This is a genomic window from Dactylosporangium sp. NPDC050688, from assembly GCF_040654515.1.
Classification (GTDB): domain Bacteria; phylum Actinomycetota; class Actinomycetes; order Mycobacteriales; family Micromonosporaceae; genus Dactylosporangium.
The window spans coordinates 131,849-148,068 of record NZ_JBFAIC010000021.1 but is presented as its reverse complement, the minus strand read 5'-3'; the positions used below and the strand labels follow the sequence as shown (position 1 = coordinate 148,068).

Here is a 16,220-nt window from a genome sequence, read left to right as displayed (position 1 = left end):
AACGCCTCGGACCTGGCAGACATGTCCAAGCTGCTGGGCGAGACCGAGGGACGTCCGGTGCTGTCCGTCGACGAGATCCGCACCCTGAAGTTCGGCCGGGCCGTCATGATCGCCGGGTCGTCCCGCCCGATCGAAGCCAGGCTCACACCGTTCTGGAAGCGCAAGGACGGCAGCAGGATCGCGAGCGGGAGGACAGAGACCGAGCAGCGCGTCAAGCGCTACAAGGATGAGGCCTCGCGCGCGCAAGTCACGAGCTTCTGACCGCGGCGTCACCCCGCGGACCGGGCCACGCGAACTCCCGGCCGGCGCGACCGCGCCCACACCACCGCTACGACACCCGGCGTGACACCTGGCGGTACGCTACCCGGCATGATGATCAATCAGGCAGACGACAACGATGTCGAGCTGCGGGCGCAGTTGCGGGACAAGGGGTTTACCGACGTCACTGCACTCGCCTCGGCAGTACGGGAGTTGACCGCCCGATCGCCGAAGACACCGAAGGACATGTGGCGGTTCAAGCCGATCGGTAGCCGAGCGGTGAGACTGCGCCGCGCCGAAGACCTTCGAAACCGGCTCGTCGCATATCGCACGGAGTTACAGCGCGACATCCCGGCTGTTGACGACCCGCTCGCACTGCAGCTGGACGCCGCGATCGACGACCGGGACACCAAGCGGCTCACCGCACTGGGCATCAACACGGAGTACGCCTGGTTGGGTGACGTCATCGCGGCGGTGGTCGCGGGCGAGTATGTCGATGTGGAGACGGTCGGGCCCTACATGTCCGCGCACCTCGACGCAGACGGCAGACTGCAGGTGAGCCCCGACAACCTGCCCCCGGACGAGCGGGCCGGCATGATGCTCGCGGAGCTCATCCGCGACGTCACCGAAGACTTCGCGAACGTGACCCTTGTCGCGCTCCTCGACGACTACACCTGGGACGTTGAGGTGGGGTCGCTCAGCCAGCTTCAGCGTGATCTCTTCGTGGTCGAGATGCGTGACGTCTTCCAGCAGTTCGGCGCCATCCGGCCCGGAGACATGCCGGGTCAGCGGTTCGTGCTGCTGCAGGAGGATGCCCTCGTCTCCGAAGTCGACCGCATGATCGCCATGCTCCGGGACAGCGCCGCGGGGGTCGTCACCCAGCGGTCCGCCCTGGAGGTCGTGTTCACCCCGTCCGACACGTTCATCGAGACCCTCGCCCTGCACTCCAACAACCGCAATCGGGAGCTGCGCCGACGGGGTATAGCGCTCCAGCGTGACGGGCGCCCGCTGTGCCACACCCTCGATGCCGCCAGCTTTCTGCACCCGGTCTCCCATCTGTTGGTGCATCTGAAAATCCTGGACAAGCGGTTCGCCGTCGAGCAGGACCGGGTCTACGCGCTGGGCCGGGCGATGAACATTCTGCGTCAGGAAAATGTGCACGACATCTTCTTCGACACGGACCTGCTCTCGCCGGCGCTGGTGTCGTACGCCGTCTGCCGGCTCATCGAGCGGGAGGTCGACGACCTGATGCGCGACCTGCGGGCCTTCGACGACTGGGCCGCAGTCGATCCGGAGGAGTACGTGATGCGCAACTACGGTCGACGGGTCCTTCCCGAAGACCGGGGCATCATGGCCTTCGTCATCGAGCAGATCGAGCGTGCCGGCCTTGCCGAGCGCGATGCCCCCCTGGTTGCGGACGTGGGCGCGGGGCCCAACTTCTACCCCATCATGCTGCTGGCGCCCTACGTCAGCGACGACGGCGCCATCGACATGATCGAGTTCAGTGCGGCGAACCGCGGGTACGCCGAAGGGCTGCTCGACGAGTCCCGTACCCTGACGGCCACACCGCAGCCATGGCAGCGCTTCCAGGACACCATGGTGGAACTGGGTGGCGCCCGGTACGCCGACGCGTTCGCACGGGCCTGCCGGCGGGCCAACGTTGTCGAAGGCTCCATCTACTCGCTGCCGATGCACCGGTATGCGATCCTGACCGCCTTTTTCGTAGCGGAGTCGATCGCCTCGACGCGGCGCGACTTCCACCGGGCGATCCGGGCTCTCGCCCGGGCGCTCGAGCCCGACGGGCTTCTGGTGACCACACACATGCTCGATTCCCGGGGGTGGCCGAGTGGACTGGACACGAACTTCCCAGCAGTCCCGCTGACCGTGGCCGACATCGAGGAGGCGTACCGCGACGCCGGCCTGGAGTTCACGATCCGTCGCTTCGAGGCCGAACCCGCCGACAAGGCGCGCGACGGGTACCACGGGATGGCCGCCGTGGTGGCCCGCCGGACGCGCCAGCCGCTGATTGCCCGGGCGTCACCACGGCAGCGGACCGGATCTGCGGTGCCGGCTCAAGCCGACCATGCCACATCGACGAGGTCTGGTGAGAGTCGTGAGCTGATGCCGGCGGATGTCACATGATGTGAGAGTTCGGGCGGTCTCGTCGCGGCCGGGGTATGTCCTGTGTGGACACACCCCGGTGCCTGCCATAACTCGTCGTACGTGCTGTGAGGTGGTGTTCGTTGGTCGGGCGCAGGCGTGGGTGATGGCGTTCCGACTGCCGCACCTGATCATGGCTCAGGTGTTCGGCCGGCTTGCGTGGCTGACGCGCAGTGACGCCGCCAGGACCGCGGAGCTGGCGGCCTTCTGGCCGAGTCCGGCCCGCCGGACGAGGCGATCGCCATGCTCGGCGACGTCACCGAACCGTGGGCGCCTCCGCTGCTCGCGACGGCGCTGCTGCGCGCGGGCCGGCCCGACCGCGGTCGGCCGCGGCTCCTGCTGGGTGAACGGGATCTGCGCGGCGAACCGCAGCCGCAGTTCCAGCGCCGACTGCGAGTCGAAGGCCGGTGTCGGCGTCGGCGGCGTTGTTCGGGTCGGACGCGAGACACAGGGAATCCGCGACGGCGTGCAACCCTGCGCGGGAGCGGCGCGGTCGTACGGCTGACACCCCCGGCCGTTGGAGGTCCGCTTGCCCAGATCCGACGACGAGTTTCACGCGTTCGTCGCCGAACGCCTCGATCGATGGCGACGAAGCGCCTATCTGCTGTGCGGCGACTGGCACCTCGCCGACGACCTCGTCTCGCAGGCATTGGTCAAACTGCACCGGAGCTGGTCGAAGGTGCGCAGCGCCGACAACGTCGACGCGTACGCGCAGAAGGTGCTGACCCGGTGCTGGCTGACCGAGCGGGGCCGCCGCTGGCGGCACCTGGAACAGACGCACTCCGACCCGCCGCCCCGGTCATACCTGCCCGACGACCGGGTGGTCGACCGGCTGCCGCTGGCCGACCTGCTCCGCTCACTCGGGCCACGCCAGCGTGCAGTGCTGATCCTGCGCTTCTACCTCGACCACTCGGTCGAGGAGACCGCCGAGATCCTCGGCGTGTCCCCCGGAACCGTCAAGAGCCAATCGGCACGCGCGCTGGAGCAGCTCCGTATCGGAACACCTCGATGACCCACCCACCGGAAGGACCGTTGATGCACCAGTTGTTCGACGAAGTGATCGGCACGCCGCCGCCCACGGCCATCGACTCGCGGGCGATCGTGCGCCGCGACCACCGGGTGCGCGCCACGCTGTGGAGCACGCTCGGCGCCACCGCGATGGCGGCCGGGCTCGCGGTGGTCATGCTCACCACGGGCACCGGACCCGCCGGCCCGCCACCCGTGGGCGCGCCACCGACCGACGCCTCGGGCCTCCCGGACAACCGCCTCCAACTGCGGTCGGCGACCCGCGAGGAGGCGCAGGTCAGTGCCGGCCAGATCAAGGCCACGCTCGACGCGGCCGTACGGGCGGCGGTGCCGTCGGCACAATGGGACCCGAAGGGCTTCGACATCACCGTCATCGACGACGTGTCGCCGCTGGGATGGATCGGACCGGCCGGGGTCACGAACGCCGGAGCGACGGGCAGCGTCAACGTCATGCTGCACAGCTTCCCCACGTCCATGACCATCGATCCGCTGACCTGCGCGACGCTCGCGGCCGTTCCCGGCAAGAAGGCGGACGGGCAGCGGGGCGACAGCCCGGCCTCGGCTCCACCGTGCGTCGACGCAAAGACCGCCTCCGGCAAGCCGGTGGTCACATACACGGTGAACAGTAAGGATGTAAAGAGGTTCGAGGTCCGGATCGGGCTCGCAGAAAACCGGGTCATGACCATCACGAGCGGCGGTGCCGAGCAGACGCCCACCCTGACCCTCGACCAGCTCATCCGGATCGCCGCGGAGGCAACCGACCGCATCAAGTGATCAGTACGAGGGGACGAGTTGCGCGTCGGCCATCGCGCGACTCGTCCCCCGAAGGCGTCGATGCCGGCGCGATCCATGACCGTCGAGGGCTTCAGCCGCCGGGTCGGGTGACGGGTATGGTGCAGCGATGCAACGTACCGCGCTGGTAACGGGAGCATCGTCGGGCATCGGGCGGGCGACCGCCGCCGCGCTGGTCGCGCGGGGTTACCGGGTGATCGGCACGAGCCGGCGGCCGGAGACGCTCACCGCTGAGCAGCGGCCCGACGGCGTGCAGTTCCTGCCGCTGGACCTGGCCGACGACGCGTCGATCGAGGCATTGGCCGGCGCGGCCGGACCGGTCGACGTGCTGGTCAACAACGCCGGGGAGAGCCAGTCGGGGGCGTTCGAGGAGCTGCCCGTCGACGCGCTGCGGCGGCTGTTCCAGGTCAACGTGCTCGGGCCGGTCCGGCTCAGTCAGCTGCTGCTGCCCGGCATGCGGGAGCGCCGGCACGGCCGGGTGGTGATGGTCGGGTCGATGCTCGCGTCGTTCCCGCTCGCGTACCGTTCGTCGTACGTCGCGTCGAAGGCCGCCCTGAAGGGGTTCAGCGACGGCGCCCGGCACGAGTACACCCCGTTCGACGTGTGGCTCACCACCGTGGAGCCCGGGTCGATCAGCACCGGGATCAGCGAGCGGCGCACGAAGTACACCGCGGAGGGCTCGCCGCACCGTGCGGACTTCGAGCGGATGCTGGCCGCCCTGGACCGCAACGAGCGCACCGGCGTGCCGGCCGAGCGGGTCGCCGCCACCATCGTCAAGGCGGTCGAGGCGCCCCGGCCGAAGGCGCACTACGCGGTCGGCAGCAACGCGCCGGTCGTGTTCCCGCTGCGCCGGCTGCTGCCGCAGGGCCTGGTCGCGAAGGTCACCCACCGGCGCCATGATCTGCGCCGCTGAACCGCGCCGCCGGCATTTCCGTCGGCGATTGTTTTCGCACTCCCACTTTCATTGACACCCGTCAGTGCTCCTCGGTAGCGTGTCCGCTGGCAGCCGACCGAAATATACGCATTGTTCGCCGGTGATACTCGTTCATGACGCGTGTGGTCGTATTCCCGCACGCGTGGAGGGAGCGAAACGTTCACATGGCCGACGACAGTCACCAGTCCGGTGACGCGGGGCAGCACGAGCACGGCATGTCCGGGCCGGTCTTCGCCGTCGGCGGGCCGACCGCCTACGACGACGTGGTGCGGTTCACCGCCGCCGTGCGGGCGCTGCGCCCGCTGCCGGAAATGCCGCACCCCGATTTCCTGTTCTTCCAGACCCTGCATCTGACCGCCGAACTGCTCTGGTACAACATGCATTTCGACATCGTCCGCGCCGCCGAAGATCTCGGTTGCGGCGATTACCGCGGGGCGCACCGGCTGCTGCGCCGCGCGACCGATCTGCAACGGCTCACCGTGACGCATCTGAGCCAGGTGCGGTCCGGTATTCCGCAGACGGAGTTCCTGCAGATCCGGGCGAGCCTGCCGGAAGGCGGCAGCGGCCTGGACTCCCCCGGCATGCGGAATGTACAAAAGGCATGCCGGCATTTGTGGCGCGCATTCTGCGCGGCGATGGAGTCCGACGGCGTGTGCTCGGAGGCGGAGCTGCTGCGGGCCGGCACGACCCATCAGGACCTCGCGGCGGTCGCGCTGGAGATGCTCGAGCTCGACGACGCGGTGCTCGGCTGGCAGCAGGAGCACCAGCGCATGGTGTGGGCCCGGCTCGGCGGCCATCCGACGCTGCGCGGGCTCGGCGAGCCGCCCGGCGCCGGACCCGTCAGCCTGACCGGCCGCTCCGTGGAGGTGCTGGACCGGTTCGTCGGGCACATGCGCTTCCCGCGGCTGTGGCAGGCGGTACAGCAGCACCAGGAATCCTTTGCCGGCGCCCCGGACCCGGCGGCGGTCGGCACGACGCGTGCAGGAGGGACCAGATCATGACCAGCACCGCCTGGCGGCCGCCGCTCGAGCTGCCGTTCCACTGGCACGTCTACGACGTCGGGCACCTGCTGCCCGAGGACTGGGCCGAGGCGCTGCTCGCCGTCGCCCGCGAGCACGCGGTCCGCCGCGTCTTCCGCCCGACCATGACCACCGCCCGCGAGGAGGCCGACGCCCGGATCCCGATGCACAGCGTCGACGGCGAGGTCCTGCGCCGCGCCGTGCCGTGGACGTTCGAGCTGTACAGCGGCTGGTTCAAGGAGCTCGGCGAGCGCACCGCCGAGGAGAAGCTGCAGGAGACCAGCACCGACAACCGCGCGCTGAGCCTGAACATCCAGGACGGGATCACGATGCGGTACCCGTGCCACGTCGACAGCAACCCGATGCAGGGCCTGTTGTACCTGACGACCTGCACCGAGGAGACCGGCGGCGCCCTGGTCGTGTCCCGGGACCGGACCGCCCGCACCGCCGCCGAGGTCGACGCGGACGCCATGCGGATCTACCCGGTGAAGGGCCAGCTGTACTTCTTCGACGCCCGCCGGCACGCCCACTATGTCGAGCCGCTGCGCCGCGCCGACGCCGTGCGGGCCGTGCTGACGATGAACTACTACTCCCCGTCGTGCCCGGAGGCGCAGCGCCCCGCCGGCCTGGACGAGCAGCTCTTCAGCCGCTGACCGCTACGGCGTTGCCCGCCGCGACGAGCAGCTCTTCAGCCGTTGACCGCTACGGCGTTGCCCGCCGCGACGAGCAGTGGCAGGCCCGCGTGCTGGACCAGGGTGTGGCTCACCGACCCGGCCAGCAGCCGCCGCAGGCCGTCCTGCTGGCGGCAGCCCACCACGAGCAGCGACGCGTCGCCGGCGGCCTGCAGCAGCGCCGCCGCCGGGTCGGTGCCGGGCACCGCCTCGGTGTGCACGGGCACGTGCGGGAAGCGCGCCCGCCACGGCACGAGCGCACGGTCGAGCAGCTCGCCCGCCGGGCGCGGGTCCCAGGCCGGGGTGACGTAGCAGGCGCGCAGGTCGCTGCCGTGCCGGTCGGCGGTGTCGAACGCGTACGCGATCGCCGCCTCCGACGGTGCGGCGGCATCGACCCCGACCACCACCGGACCGGCCGGGTGACCCGGCGCGCCGCCGACGACCGCGACCGGGCAGGTCGCGTGCCGGGCGACCTGGGCGCTGACCGAGCCGAGGCGCACCGGCAGCCGGCCGCGCCCCCGGCGGCCGACGACGACGAGGTCGGCCGCGTGCGCCTCGCTGAGCAGCAGGTCCCCGGCCGGCCGGCCGGCGATGTACACCTGTACCCGCAGCCCGCCGTGCTGGCGCTGGAGGTAGCCGCGGGCGAAGCCGAGCAGCCGCCGGGCCTCCGTGGCGGGGTCCTCGACCGGCCGGATCAGGGCGGTCTCCGCGTACGCGTGGGCGGGCAGCAGCGCGTGGACCAGCCGTACGTCGTGACCGCGCAGCACGGCCTCGGTGGCTGCGTGGTCCACGGCGGTCCAGCTGGGGTCCGAGCCGTCGAACCCGGCGACGACCAAGCCTCGACGTCTCATGACAACCTCCTGGCGGTGCTGCGCGCTGCGGTCGACTCATCGTCGCCCGCGCCCAGGCGCGCCGGTCAGGGCCGACTGATACGACCCGGCGGGACCTTCGCCCCCGTCCGCGGGGACGACCTACCGCCCGCACCCGGCTGCGGCGGCGGTGTGGCGCCGGAGCCCTTCGCGCAGCTCGTCGTCGTGCATGACGAGGTAGACCAGCCCGCAGTCGCGCGGGTCGGCCGCGCCGACCTGGCACAGGGCGCACGGCTCGCCCGGCCGCAGCGGGCACTGCGCCTCAAGCTGCTCTCGCTCAGTGGTGGTCACGCTGCCAGCATCGCCGCTCGCCCGGACCCGCCGCCAGTGCCGAACGACTCGGCGGCCACGCGGCACGGCGTCCCGTCGCGGGGCCGTCCCGCCACCATCTCGGTCAGCCAGCGACGAGCAGCCCGGCCACCACCAGCAACAGCATCAGCGCGGGGCGAGTGGGAGTTCCGCGCGCAGGGTGGTCCCGGCACCGCGCCGGCTGTGCAGCACGAGCCGGCCGCCGAGCGCTTCGGCGCGGTCCTTGAGGCCGACCAGGCCGGTGCCGCGGGCGAAGTCGGCGCCGCCGACGCCGTCGTCTCGCACGACGACCCGCAGGACGCCGCCGTCGGCGCCGCAGGTGGTGGTGATGTCGGTTTCGACGGTGACGGTGACGGCCGAGGCGTGTGCGTGTTTGGCCGCGTTGGTGAGCGCCTCGGCAACGATGTAGTACGCGCTGACCTCGACGTGCTCGGGCAGCCGTCCCGCTGCGCGGACGTCGAGGTCGACGGGGATCGGTGAGCGGCGGGCGAGCGCGCGCAGCGCCGGGCCGAGGCCGGACTCGGTCAGGATGGCCGGGTGGATGCCGCGGGAGGTCTCGCGGAGCTCGTCCACGGCGTTCGTCGCCCCGGCGACGGCGCGGTCGAGTTGCGCCGCGACCGTGTGGAGCCCGGGTGGCAGCGCCGCCTGCACGGCGCGGAGCTGCAGGGCCAGGCTGACCAGCTGTTGCTGGGCTCCGTCGTGCAGGTCGCGCTCGATGCGCCGCCGGGCCTGGTCGGCGGCGGCGACGATCCGCGCGCGTGACGCGGTGAGCTCGGTGCGGCTTTCGGCGTTGGCGATGGCGGCCGCGATGAGCTCGGTGAAGTCGACCAGCCGCCGTTCGGTGTCCTGAGGCAGCCGCCGGCACCGCGACCCGACGCGCATGGCGCCCCAGAGCCGGCCCTCGACCTCGATCGGGCCGGCGACAATCGAGCGGATGCCGGGGTCGATCCTGGGCCCGGTCGCCGACGCCGGGTCGTCCACGTCGCGCCGGGCGGCGTGGCCCGTGGCCTGTACCGTGGCCAGGGTCGTGCCGGGGTCGGGCTTGCCACGCCACCCCGGTTCGGACTGCTTGAGTCCGTGGCCGCCCAGCACCGTCACCTCCCCGTCCGGCTCGAACCGGACGATCGCCGTGCCGTCGGCGCCGAGGATCGCGCCGACCTCGTCTGCCACCGTGGTGAACACGAGGTCGGGCGCCGCCCCGTGGGCGACCAGCGTCGCCACCCGCCGCAGCGCTGCCTGCTCGTCGGCGATCCGGCGGAACGCCGCGTACAGCTCGGCGTTGTCGAGCGACACGGCGAGCTGGCCGGCGATGAGTTTGACGCCGTCGAGCCGTTCGGCGACGAACGCGCCGCGGATGAGGTGGTTCTCGAGCAGCAGTACGGCCTGCAGCGTGCCGCGGTTGAGGATGGGGACGGCCAGCAGCGAGCAGCAGCACAGACCGGTGAAGTACGGGTCGCGGGCGAAGCGGTCGTCACGGGTGGCGTCGCCCACGACCAGCAGCCCACGCATCCGCTCGGCGTATCGCAGGACGGACATCGGCACCGTGCGTTCGTAACCGGCGCCGGAAGCCGGGATGATGCCGCCGTCACCGCCGGGTGCCGGCAGCAGCCAGTCGTGCCGGTCCTCGCTCCACAGCAGCAGGCGTACGCCGGTGGCGCCGGTCATCGCGGAGAGCACCCGGACCAGGCGGGAGTACAGGCCCTCGATGTCGGTCTCGGAGCTCAGCGCCTGCGACGCGGACAGGATGCCGAGCAGGTCGACCGTGCCGGTCGTCATGGTGGAGCGACGCGCGGGAAGGTCACCGCGGCGGTGGGCGTCGTGCTCCTCGATCGGCTCGTCGTGCGGGCGCAGGACCGGGTAGGCCCAGTCCAGCTGGGCGACCTTCGCCGCCGCGCCCCAGGCGAGGTACTCCTGGCGGGCCTCGGCGAGCAGTTCATGGCCGGCGTGTTCGACGCCGTGGGCGAGGTAGAAGCGGGCCGCGTGCTCGGTGATCAGGGCTTGATGCCATGGGCGTACGTGCGCGGCGACCTCGTGCCGGGCGGCGTCGAAGGCGTGGACGGCGGCGCGGAAGTCGCCGACGGCCCAGGCCCGCTCGGCCTCCAGCAACCGCAGCAGGTGCCGGAAGTTGACCGGCGCGTCCGCGGCGCGTGCGGCCAGCCAGTGTGTCACCTCGTCCAGCTCGGCCAGCAGACTGTCGCGCTCGCCACCGTGGCCGGCTCGGGCCTGCCCGGCCAGGGCCAGTCCACGCAGCACGCGCGCCGCGGCGGTCGGGTAGAACGCGGCAGCGGCCGACAGCAGCGACATCGCCGCTGCGGTGCACCGGTTCAGGCCGGCCGGGTCGTCGAGGATGGCGGCGTCGATCGCGCGGGTGATCTGCAGGTGGAACAGCGCCCACGGGCTCTCGGCGTACCGTTCGGTGGGGACCGCCGCGCCGGCTGTGGAGGCGCTTTCGCCGCGCAGCACGGCGACCAGCCGCCGGTAGCTGTCGTACGACTCGCCGATGTGCTCGTCGCCGGTCTGCCGCACGAAGGCGAGCCCGGCCTCCACCTCGGCGGCGTAGATGTCCAGCGAGGGCACGCAGTCCAGCAGCCCGACCATGGCCGGGTAGTAGGTGTATCCGGCGTTGGCCAGGTCACCCCCCGCGATCAGGCCTTCGCGGGCCTGCCGGCCGGCGCAGACACCGTTTTCGACCGGCTCGAACCAGCAGCTCAGCAGCGCCGACAGGAAGCGCACCTGAGAGGTGTCGGGCTCGTAGCCCCGGGCCTCGCCCAGTGCCAGGATCCGGCGGATCGCCCGGTACCCGGCGGCGTAGTCGCCGCGCACCGTCACGGCGGCGAAGCCGACGTGGCTCGCCGGTCCGAGGAGAGGGCCGGCGGGGCCGTGCTCGATCCAGATCCGCAGCGCTTCCAGGCTCAGCCAGGCGAGCCTGGCGTGGTCGGCGGCGAAGTAGACCGCCGGCAGGACCGCGTTGAAGAGGCGGGCCACGGCGAGCAGCGCCGGCTCCGTGACCTCCGGCCGGTTCAGCTCGTCCGCGGCTTCCTCGTGCGCCAGCCATCGGTACATGACGTCGAACAGGCGGTCGAGCTGCGCCGGGAGCCGGTCCGCGGAGGGCACGGCGATGCCCAGCTCACGCAGCGCCTCCAGGCCGAGCCCGATCGCCTCGACGTAGCGGTTGCGGTGGGTCAGGCTGCGCGCCTGCACCGCCCTCGCCGACGCACAGGCCAAGGCGGTGGCGCCCAGCCCTTCGATCGTGCGGAACTCCTCGTCCGCCTCGTCCAGGCGCCCCAGGCTGTACAGGGCGGTGTGCCGGCCGGTGTGCACATCGATGAGCGTGGCGGTCTCGTCCGGGTCGATCAGCCGCAGCGCCGCGGCCAGCAGCGCGTTGACCAGCGAATACTCCCCGATCATCGCCGACTGGTCGGCGGTGCGGCGGAACAGCTCCACCGCCCGGCGCCGCTCCGCGGGGTCGTCGACCGCGTCGACCACCGGCAGGTACTGCCCCGCCGCGACCGCGAACAGCTCCGCCACCGCCGCCAGCCGCCGCGCCATCGCCAGCTGCAGGGCGCGCCGCCGCCGCGAATCCACCCCGTCGAGGACCGCCTCGCGGATCCGGTCGTGGCGGAACAGCACCGCCTCCCGCGCCCCGGGCTCCAGCGCCAGCACACCCTCGTCGAGGGCGGGCGCCAGCCGCTGTTCCACCACGTCCGCCGGCTCGCCGACGGCGGTCTGCAGCACGCCCAGCTCGGCTCGCCCGCCGAGACACGCCATCGCCTCCACCATCAGGCGCGACTGCCCCGGCAGGGCGTCGGCCCGTGCCGCCGGCAACCCGGCGACCTCCGGCCGCCCCAGGTGGGTGCGGACCGCCGCCGCATCCCACCGCCAGCCGGCCCCGGCCGTGAGCAGGCCGTCGCGGCGCAGCGCGTTGAGCAGCTCCACCGTCTCGTACGGGTTGCCGGACGTGTGCGGACTGATCGCCTCGCCCAGGTCCGCCGCCGCGGCGTCGTCCACGTGGAGCATCTCCGCCACCATGGTGACCGTGCCGGCGACCGGCAGGTTGGCCAGCCGCAGGTGCCGCACCCCCGGCTGGTCACACCACCGGGACCGGGCGGCCGCCAGCGGACGCACCGCGTCCACGTCACCTTCGCGGTAGGCGGCCACCAGCAGCAGGCCGTCGATCGGCTCCGCGTTCAGCACGAGGTCCACGAAGCCCAGTGGTGTACGCCCCGCCCACTGCAGGTCGTCGACGAACATCACCACGGGCCGTTCCCGTGAGGCGACCGCGCGCAACACGTCGAACGCCACCCGCTGTGCCCGCGCCTGCGTGGTCAGCGGATCCCCCGGATCGGGCGGCACCCGCAGCAGCGCTGCGAACTCCGGCACCACCGCGGTCAGCAGGCCCGCGTTCGCGCCGGCCACGGCCAGGATCCGCCGGCGGACCCCGGCCAGCTCGTCCTCCGACCCGGCCAGCAGCAGCCGGCCCACCGCCCGGAACGCCTGGTACATGGCATCGTATTCCAGGTCCCGCCGGCACTGGTCGAACTTGCCCGCCACGAACCAGCCGTCCCTGCCCGTCACCACCGGCCGCAGCTCATCGACCAGCACTGTCTTTCCAACCCCGGGTGCCCCGCCGATCAGCACTCCCCGGCACCGGCCCGACAGCGCCTCCTCGAACGCCGCCACCAGCGCCGCCACCTCCGCCTCGCGCCCCACCAGCCGCGACGGCGGCAACAGCCGCAGCGGGACATCGTGCTCGCCGACCCGCGTCGTTCCCTCGTCGCGCAGCTGCTCCAGGTCGTGGACCAGGCCCTCCGCGGTCTGGTACCGGTTGTCCGGTTCCTTCTCCAGCAGGTGCATGATGATCTCGGACAGCGGCGCCGGGACGGCCCGGTCCACCTGCGCCGGCGGCACCGGCACCCGGGCCAGGTGGTCATGCGTGAGCCGCAGCGGATCGCCCCAGCCGAACGGCGGCGCACCCGTCGCCAGCTCGTACAGGGTCGCGCCCAACGCGTACAGGTCCGCCCGCTGATCCACCGACCGGCCGGTCCGGCCGGTCTGCTCCGGCGCCAGATACGCCAGCGTCCCCACGATCTCGGTGTGGTGCGTGAACCCGGGGCGAAGCTCGGCGAACGACGTCGCCAGCGCGAAGTCCACCAGGCAGGGGGCGCCGTCGCGGGAGACCACGATGTTCGCCGGCGTGATGTCCCGGTGCATCACACCCCGCCGGTGCATCCCCGCCACCGCCCGGCCCAACGCCACGGCGAGCCCGATCAGACGACCGGCCGCCAGCGGCTTCGCCGACCCGGCCAGGCTCGTGCCACCGGCGTCCTCCACCACGACCGACCCCGGCCACTGCGGCGCCTCCACCAGCTGCGCGACACCGGCAACGCCACGCAGCCGCGCCAGGACCGCGGTTTCGTGCCGCGCCCGCCGGTGCGCGTCCGGCCCCTTCAGCTCCTTGCGCACGACCGGGCGCCCGGCAACGACCTGCCGGGTGACCAGCGTGCGTTCGCTCTCGTGCAGGATCTCGCCCCGACCAGGTGGATCACGGCCAGGCAGCATCGCGCCGTTCGCCATCCGACACCTCCGCGGACGATCCGGCCCACTTCAAAGCGTACTGAGCACCTGTTCCAGCGCGAAGCCGACCAGTCCACGGGGTCACCCGATGCGCCGCACCATGACACGATGGCCGTCGCGATCGGGAAAAGCACGGATCGGGGAAGGACGCACGATGGGTGAGTCGGCGCGGCAGCGGGCGGTGCGGGCGCTCACGGTGCACGCGCCCGAGCTCAACGGTGCCGAGCTCCGCGAGCTGGGGCACGGCCTGGACAACGCCGCCTTCCACGCCGGGGACCTGGTCGTGCGGGTCACCAAAGACGACGAGGACGGACGCAGCGTGCGGGACGAGACGCGGCTGCTGGCACTTGTCGCCGCCCACGTCGACCTGCCCGTACCCGAGGTCAGGTTCGCCGATGAGGAGGCCGGGGTCATCGCGTACCCGCTGCTGCCCGGGCGGCCGCTGCTGGGCCGGGCAGCGCCGCGGGGGCTGGCCCGGACGCTGGGGCGGTTCCTGCGCCAGCTGCACGACATCGACCCGGCGGCGGTCGGCGGGCTCGTCGCCGTGGAGGACGCCGAGCCCGCCGAGTGGTTGGCGGACCTCGACGGCCCGGCCCGCCTGCTCGGCATCGTCCGCACCAGCGTGCCCGCGCCGGGCCGCGGCAGGGTGCTCGCCCACGCCGACCTCGGCGCCGAGCACATCCTGGAGCGCGACGGCGCGGTGACCGGGGTGATCGACTGGTCCGACGCCGCCGTCACCGACCCTGCGCTGGACTTCGCCCGGCTGTACCGTGACTTCGGGCCGGACGTCCTCGCCGGGACCCTCGACGCGTACGGTGGCCTGCCGGACGGCAGCGCCGAGCGGATCGTCTTCTACGCCCGGTGCGCGGCGCTGGAGGACCTCGCGTACGGCGGGGCGCACGCGAAAGCCGCCGAAGAGAGCCTCAGCTGGCTGTTCCCTTCATGAAGCGACCGTCATGAAGCGACCGGCGTGAAGCGACCGGCGTGACGCGGCGGCCGGCGACCCAGGTCTGCGTGACACGGGTCGCCGCGCCGAACGGGTCGCCGTCGCAGATCGCCAGGTCGGCCGGGTGGCCCGGGACGATCCCGCCGGGCGTGCCCAGCGACTCGGCCGCGGTCACGGTGAGCGCCCGGACCGCCTCAGCGGGGGTGAGTGCCTGCCCGGCCTGCAGCCGGCGGCCGTCGGGCATGGTGCGGTGCACGGCGTGGCGCAGGTTGCCCAGCGGGTCGAGCGGGCCGGCCGGGTGGTCGGAGGCGAGGGTCAGCGGCACGCCGGCGTCCAGCAGCCGCCGGCCGCCGAGCACGGTGAGGAACCGGTCGGTGCCGCCACCGGCGATCTGCGGGCCGAACGTGGTGATGAAGCCCGGCTGGTACGTCGCCCACGCGCCGCTGGCCGCGACCAGCTCGACGGTGGCCGGGTCGAGCAGGACGAGGTGGTCGATGACGGCGGCGCCGGGCGGGGCGCCTGCCGTGCGCAGTGCGGTGGCGGCCTGCCGGGCCGCGAGGTTGCCCAGGGCGTGCATCCGGGGCCGGATGCCGGCCTCGAGATAGCCGGCGAGCAGGTCGGTGACCTCGCGGTCGGTGTAGCGCAGGTATTCCAGGTGCAGTTCCCGCCGGTGTACGGCGCTGCGCCGGCGCAACGCGTCCCGCAGCGGGCCCGGGTGGCGGGCGACGACGCTCTCCCGGACGGCCTGGAGGGTGAGGCGGCCGAGCGCGCGGGCCGGCAGGCACACGGCGCACCGGTCGCCGCCGTCGAGGAACAGTTTCGCCTCGCGGCCACTGGCCCCGTAGTCGCCGCCGGGTGCCGCGGCCGGGCCGTCGGCGGGGCTGAGCAGGCCGGCGCCGGCGCCGACGGCCCAGGACAGCCGGGGCGCGGAGGCGGCGGCGAGGCGCAGCATCCGCTCGTGGTGCTGCGGGGCGACGTACGCCTCGTGCGCGTGGGTGATGCCGAGCGCGAGGCAGCGGTCCAGGGCGCGCCGGGTGAGCTGCTCCGGGTCGCCGGGCGCGTCGGCGAGGGCGCGGGCCAGGGCCTCGCCGTAGGCCTGCTCCCAGATCTCGCCGGTGGGCCGGCCGCGGCGGTCGCGGCCGACGTCGCCGGCCTGGGCGCGCAGGGTGGTGATGCCGAGGGACCGCATCGCCTGGGTGGAGACGGCGCCGCGGTGCACGTCGACGCCGCTGACGAGTATCCGACGGCCGGGGGCGACGGCGTCCAGTTCGGCGGCGGTCGGCAGGCGGCGCTGCGGCCAGCGGAACGGCCGGGCGTTCCAGCACAGCAGCCAGGGCGCCTGCGGGTCGGCGGCGGCCGCGGCGCCGATCGCGGCGAGGGCCTCGCGCAGGTCGGTCCAGGCGGCGCCGTCGACGCCGAGCGTCTGCCACCCGACAACGCCGGCGTGCAGGTGCGTGTCGACGAACCCGGGAAGGATGTGGCAACCTGCGAGGTCGATCATGGTGTCCGCCGGCGGTGGCGGCGTGTGCTGTCCCCCGGTGGCGGTGATGCTGTCACCGGTGACCAGCAGCCAGCCAGGCTGCGGGGTGCAGGTCGGTCCGGCCCAGATCGTCGCTCCGGTGAAGAGTGTCCCGACCATGCCAGCACTGTAGATCATGGTGT

Annotated in this window: 12 protein-coding genes; 8 read left to right on the top strand and 4 right to left on the bottom strand. The window is 72.8% G+C overall.

What is annotated here, in order from left to right:
- The 7 genes from AB0H83_RS21940 to AB0H83_RS21910 form a co-directional block, all read left to right on the top strand.
- A partial coding sequence (locus AB0H83_RS21940; protein WP_360096784.1) for a hypothetical protein occupies window positions 1-261 on the top strand: 261 nt, incomplete at its 5' end.
- A 108-nt stretch (window positions 262-369) separates the two neighbouring features.
- Window positions 370-2,400, top strand: a complete 2,031-nt coding sequence (locus tag AB0H83_RS21935) for a hypothetical protein (RefSeq protein ID WP_360096781.1) — start codon at window positions 370-372, stop codon at window positions 2,398-2,400.
- Between the two features lie 547 nt (window positions 2,401-2,947).
- On the top strand, window positions 2,948-3,430 hold the full coding sequence (locus AB0H83_RS21930; protein WP_360096778.1) for a SigE family RNA polymerase sigma factor: 483 nt from the start codon (window positions 2,948-2,950) through the stop codon (window positions 3,428-3,430).
- 23 nt (window positions 3,431-3,453) lie between these two features.
- Complete coding sequence (locus AB0H83_RS21925; RefSeq protein WP_360096775.1) at window positions 3,454-4,218, top strand: hypothetical protein; 765 nt, start codon at window positions 3,454-3,456, stop codon at window positions 4,216-4,218.
- 127 nt (window positions 4,219-4,345) lie between these two features.
- Entirely contained in the window at window positions 4,346-5,149 is an 804-nt protein-coding gene (locus AB0H83_RS21920) for an SDR family oxidoreductase (protein WP_360096772.1), read from the top strand.
- Window positions 5,150-5,436: 287 nt separating this feature from the next.
- A complete protein-coding gene (locus AB0H83_RS21915; protein WP_360096769.1) occupies window positions 5,437-6,171 on the top strand; it encodes a hypothetical protein in 735 nt (244 codons plus the stop codon).
- Window positions 6,168-6,842, top strand: coding sequence for a 2OG-Fe(II) oxygenase (locus tag AB0H83_RS21910; protein ID WP_360096766.1), 675 nt, complete (start codon window positions 6,168-6,170; stop codon window positions 6,840-6,842). The genes AB0H83_RS21915 and AB0H83_RS21910 overlap by 4 nt, the downstream gene beginning before the upstream one ends.
- Before the next feature lie 35 nt (window positions 6,843-6,877).
- Here the strand turns inward: AB0H83_RS21910 and AB0H83_RS21905 are convergent, their stop codons facing one another.
- From AB0H83_RS21905 to AB0H83_RS21895, 3 genes are all read right to left on the bottom strand, one after another.
- Entirely contained in the window at window positions 6,878-7,711 is an 834-nt protein-coding gene (locus AB0H83_RS21905) for a universal stress protein (protein WP_360096763.1), read from the bottom strand.
- A 120-nt stretch (window positions 7,712-7,831) separates the two neighbouring features.
- The gene (locus tag AB0H83_RS21900) at window positions 7,832-8,020 is read right to left on the bottom strand and encodes a DUF6767 domain-containing protein (RefSeq protein WP_360096760.1); all 189 of its coding nucleotides are present in this window, start codon (window positions 8,018-8,020) and stop codon (window positions 7,832-7,834) included.
- Between the two features lie 144 nt (window positions 8,021-8,164).
- A complete protein-coding gene (locus AB0H83_RS21895; RefSeq protein ID WP_360096757.1) occupies window positions 8,165-13,612 on the bottom strand; it encodes an AAA family ATPase in 5,448 nt (1,815 codons plus the stop codon).
- A 154-nt stretch (window positions 13,613-13,766) separates the two neighbouring features.
- On the opposite strand from AB0H83_RS21895, the gene AB0H83_RS21890 reads away from it, so the two are divergent.
- Window positions 13,767-14,558 carry a phosphotransferase gene (locus AB0H83_RS21890; RefSeq protein WP_360096754.1) on the top strand — a complete coding sequence of 264 codons (792 nt, stop codon included), beginning with the start codon at window positions 13,767-13,769 and terminating at the stop codon, window positions 14,556-14,558.
- Here AB0H83_RS21890 and AB0H83_RS21885 read toward each other — a convergent pair.
- Window positions 14,536-16,197 (bottom strand): amidohydrolase family protein, encoded by a 1,662-nt coding sequence (locus AB0H83_RS21885; protein WP_360096751.1) that lies wholly within the window; start codon window positions 16,195-16,197, stop codon window positions 14,536-14,538. The genes AB0H83_RS21890 and AB0H83_RS21885 overlap by 23 nt on opposite strands.
- Between the last annotated feature and the right edge of the window lie 23 nt (window positions 16,198-16,220).

Bases quoted from the DNA above. Each gene is read 5' to 3' on its own strand.
- AB0H83_RS21920 (WP_360096772.1), top strand. From the start codon at position 4,346: ATGCAACGTACCGCGCTGGTAACGGGAGCATCGTCGGGCATCGGGCGG.
- AB0H83_RS21895 (WP_360096757.1), bottom strand. From the start codon at position 13,612: ATGGCGAACGGCGCGATGCTGCCTGGCCGTGATCCACCTGGTCGGGGC.
- AB0H83_RS21935 (WP_360096781.1), top strand. From the start codon at position 370: ATGATGATCAATCAGGCAGACGACAACGATGTCGAGCTGCGGGCGCAG.
- AB0H83_RS21925 (WP_360096775.1), top strand. From the start codon at position 3,454: ATGCACCAGTTGTTCGACGAAGTGATCGGCACGCCGCCGCCCACGGCC.
- AB0H83_RS21910 (WP_360096766.1), top strand. From the start codon at position 6,168: ATGACCAGCACCGCCTGGCGGCCGCCGCTCGAGCTGCCGTTCCACTGG.
- AB0H83_RS21885 (WP_360096751.1), bottom strand. From the start codon at position 16,197: ATGGTCGGGACACTCTTCACCGGAGCGACGATCTGGGCCGGACCGACC.
- AB0H83_RS21905 (WP_360096763.1), bottom strand. From the start codon at position 7,711: ATGAGACGTCGAGGCTTGGTCGTCGCCGGGTTCGACGGCTCGGACCCC.
- AB0H83_RS21890 (WP_360096754.1), top strand. From the start codon at position 13,767: ATGGGTGAGTCGGCGCGGCAGCGGGCGGTGCGGGCGCTCACGGTGCAC.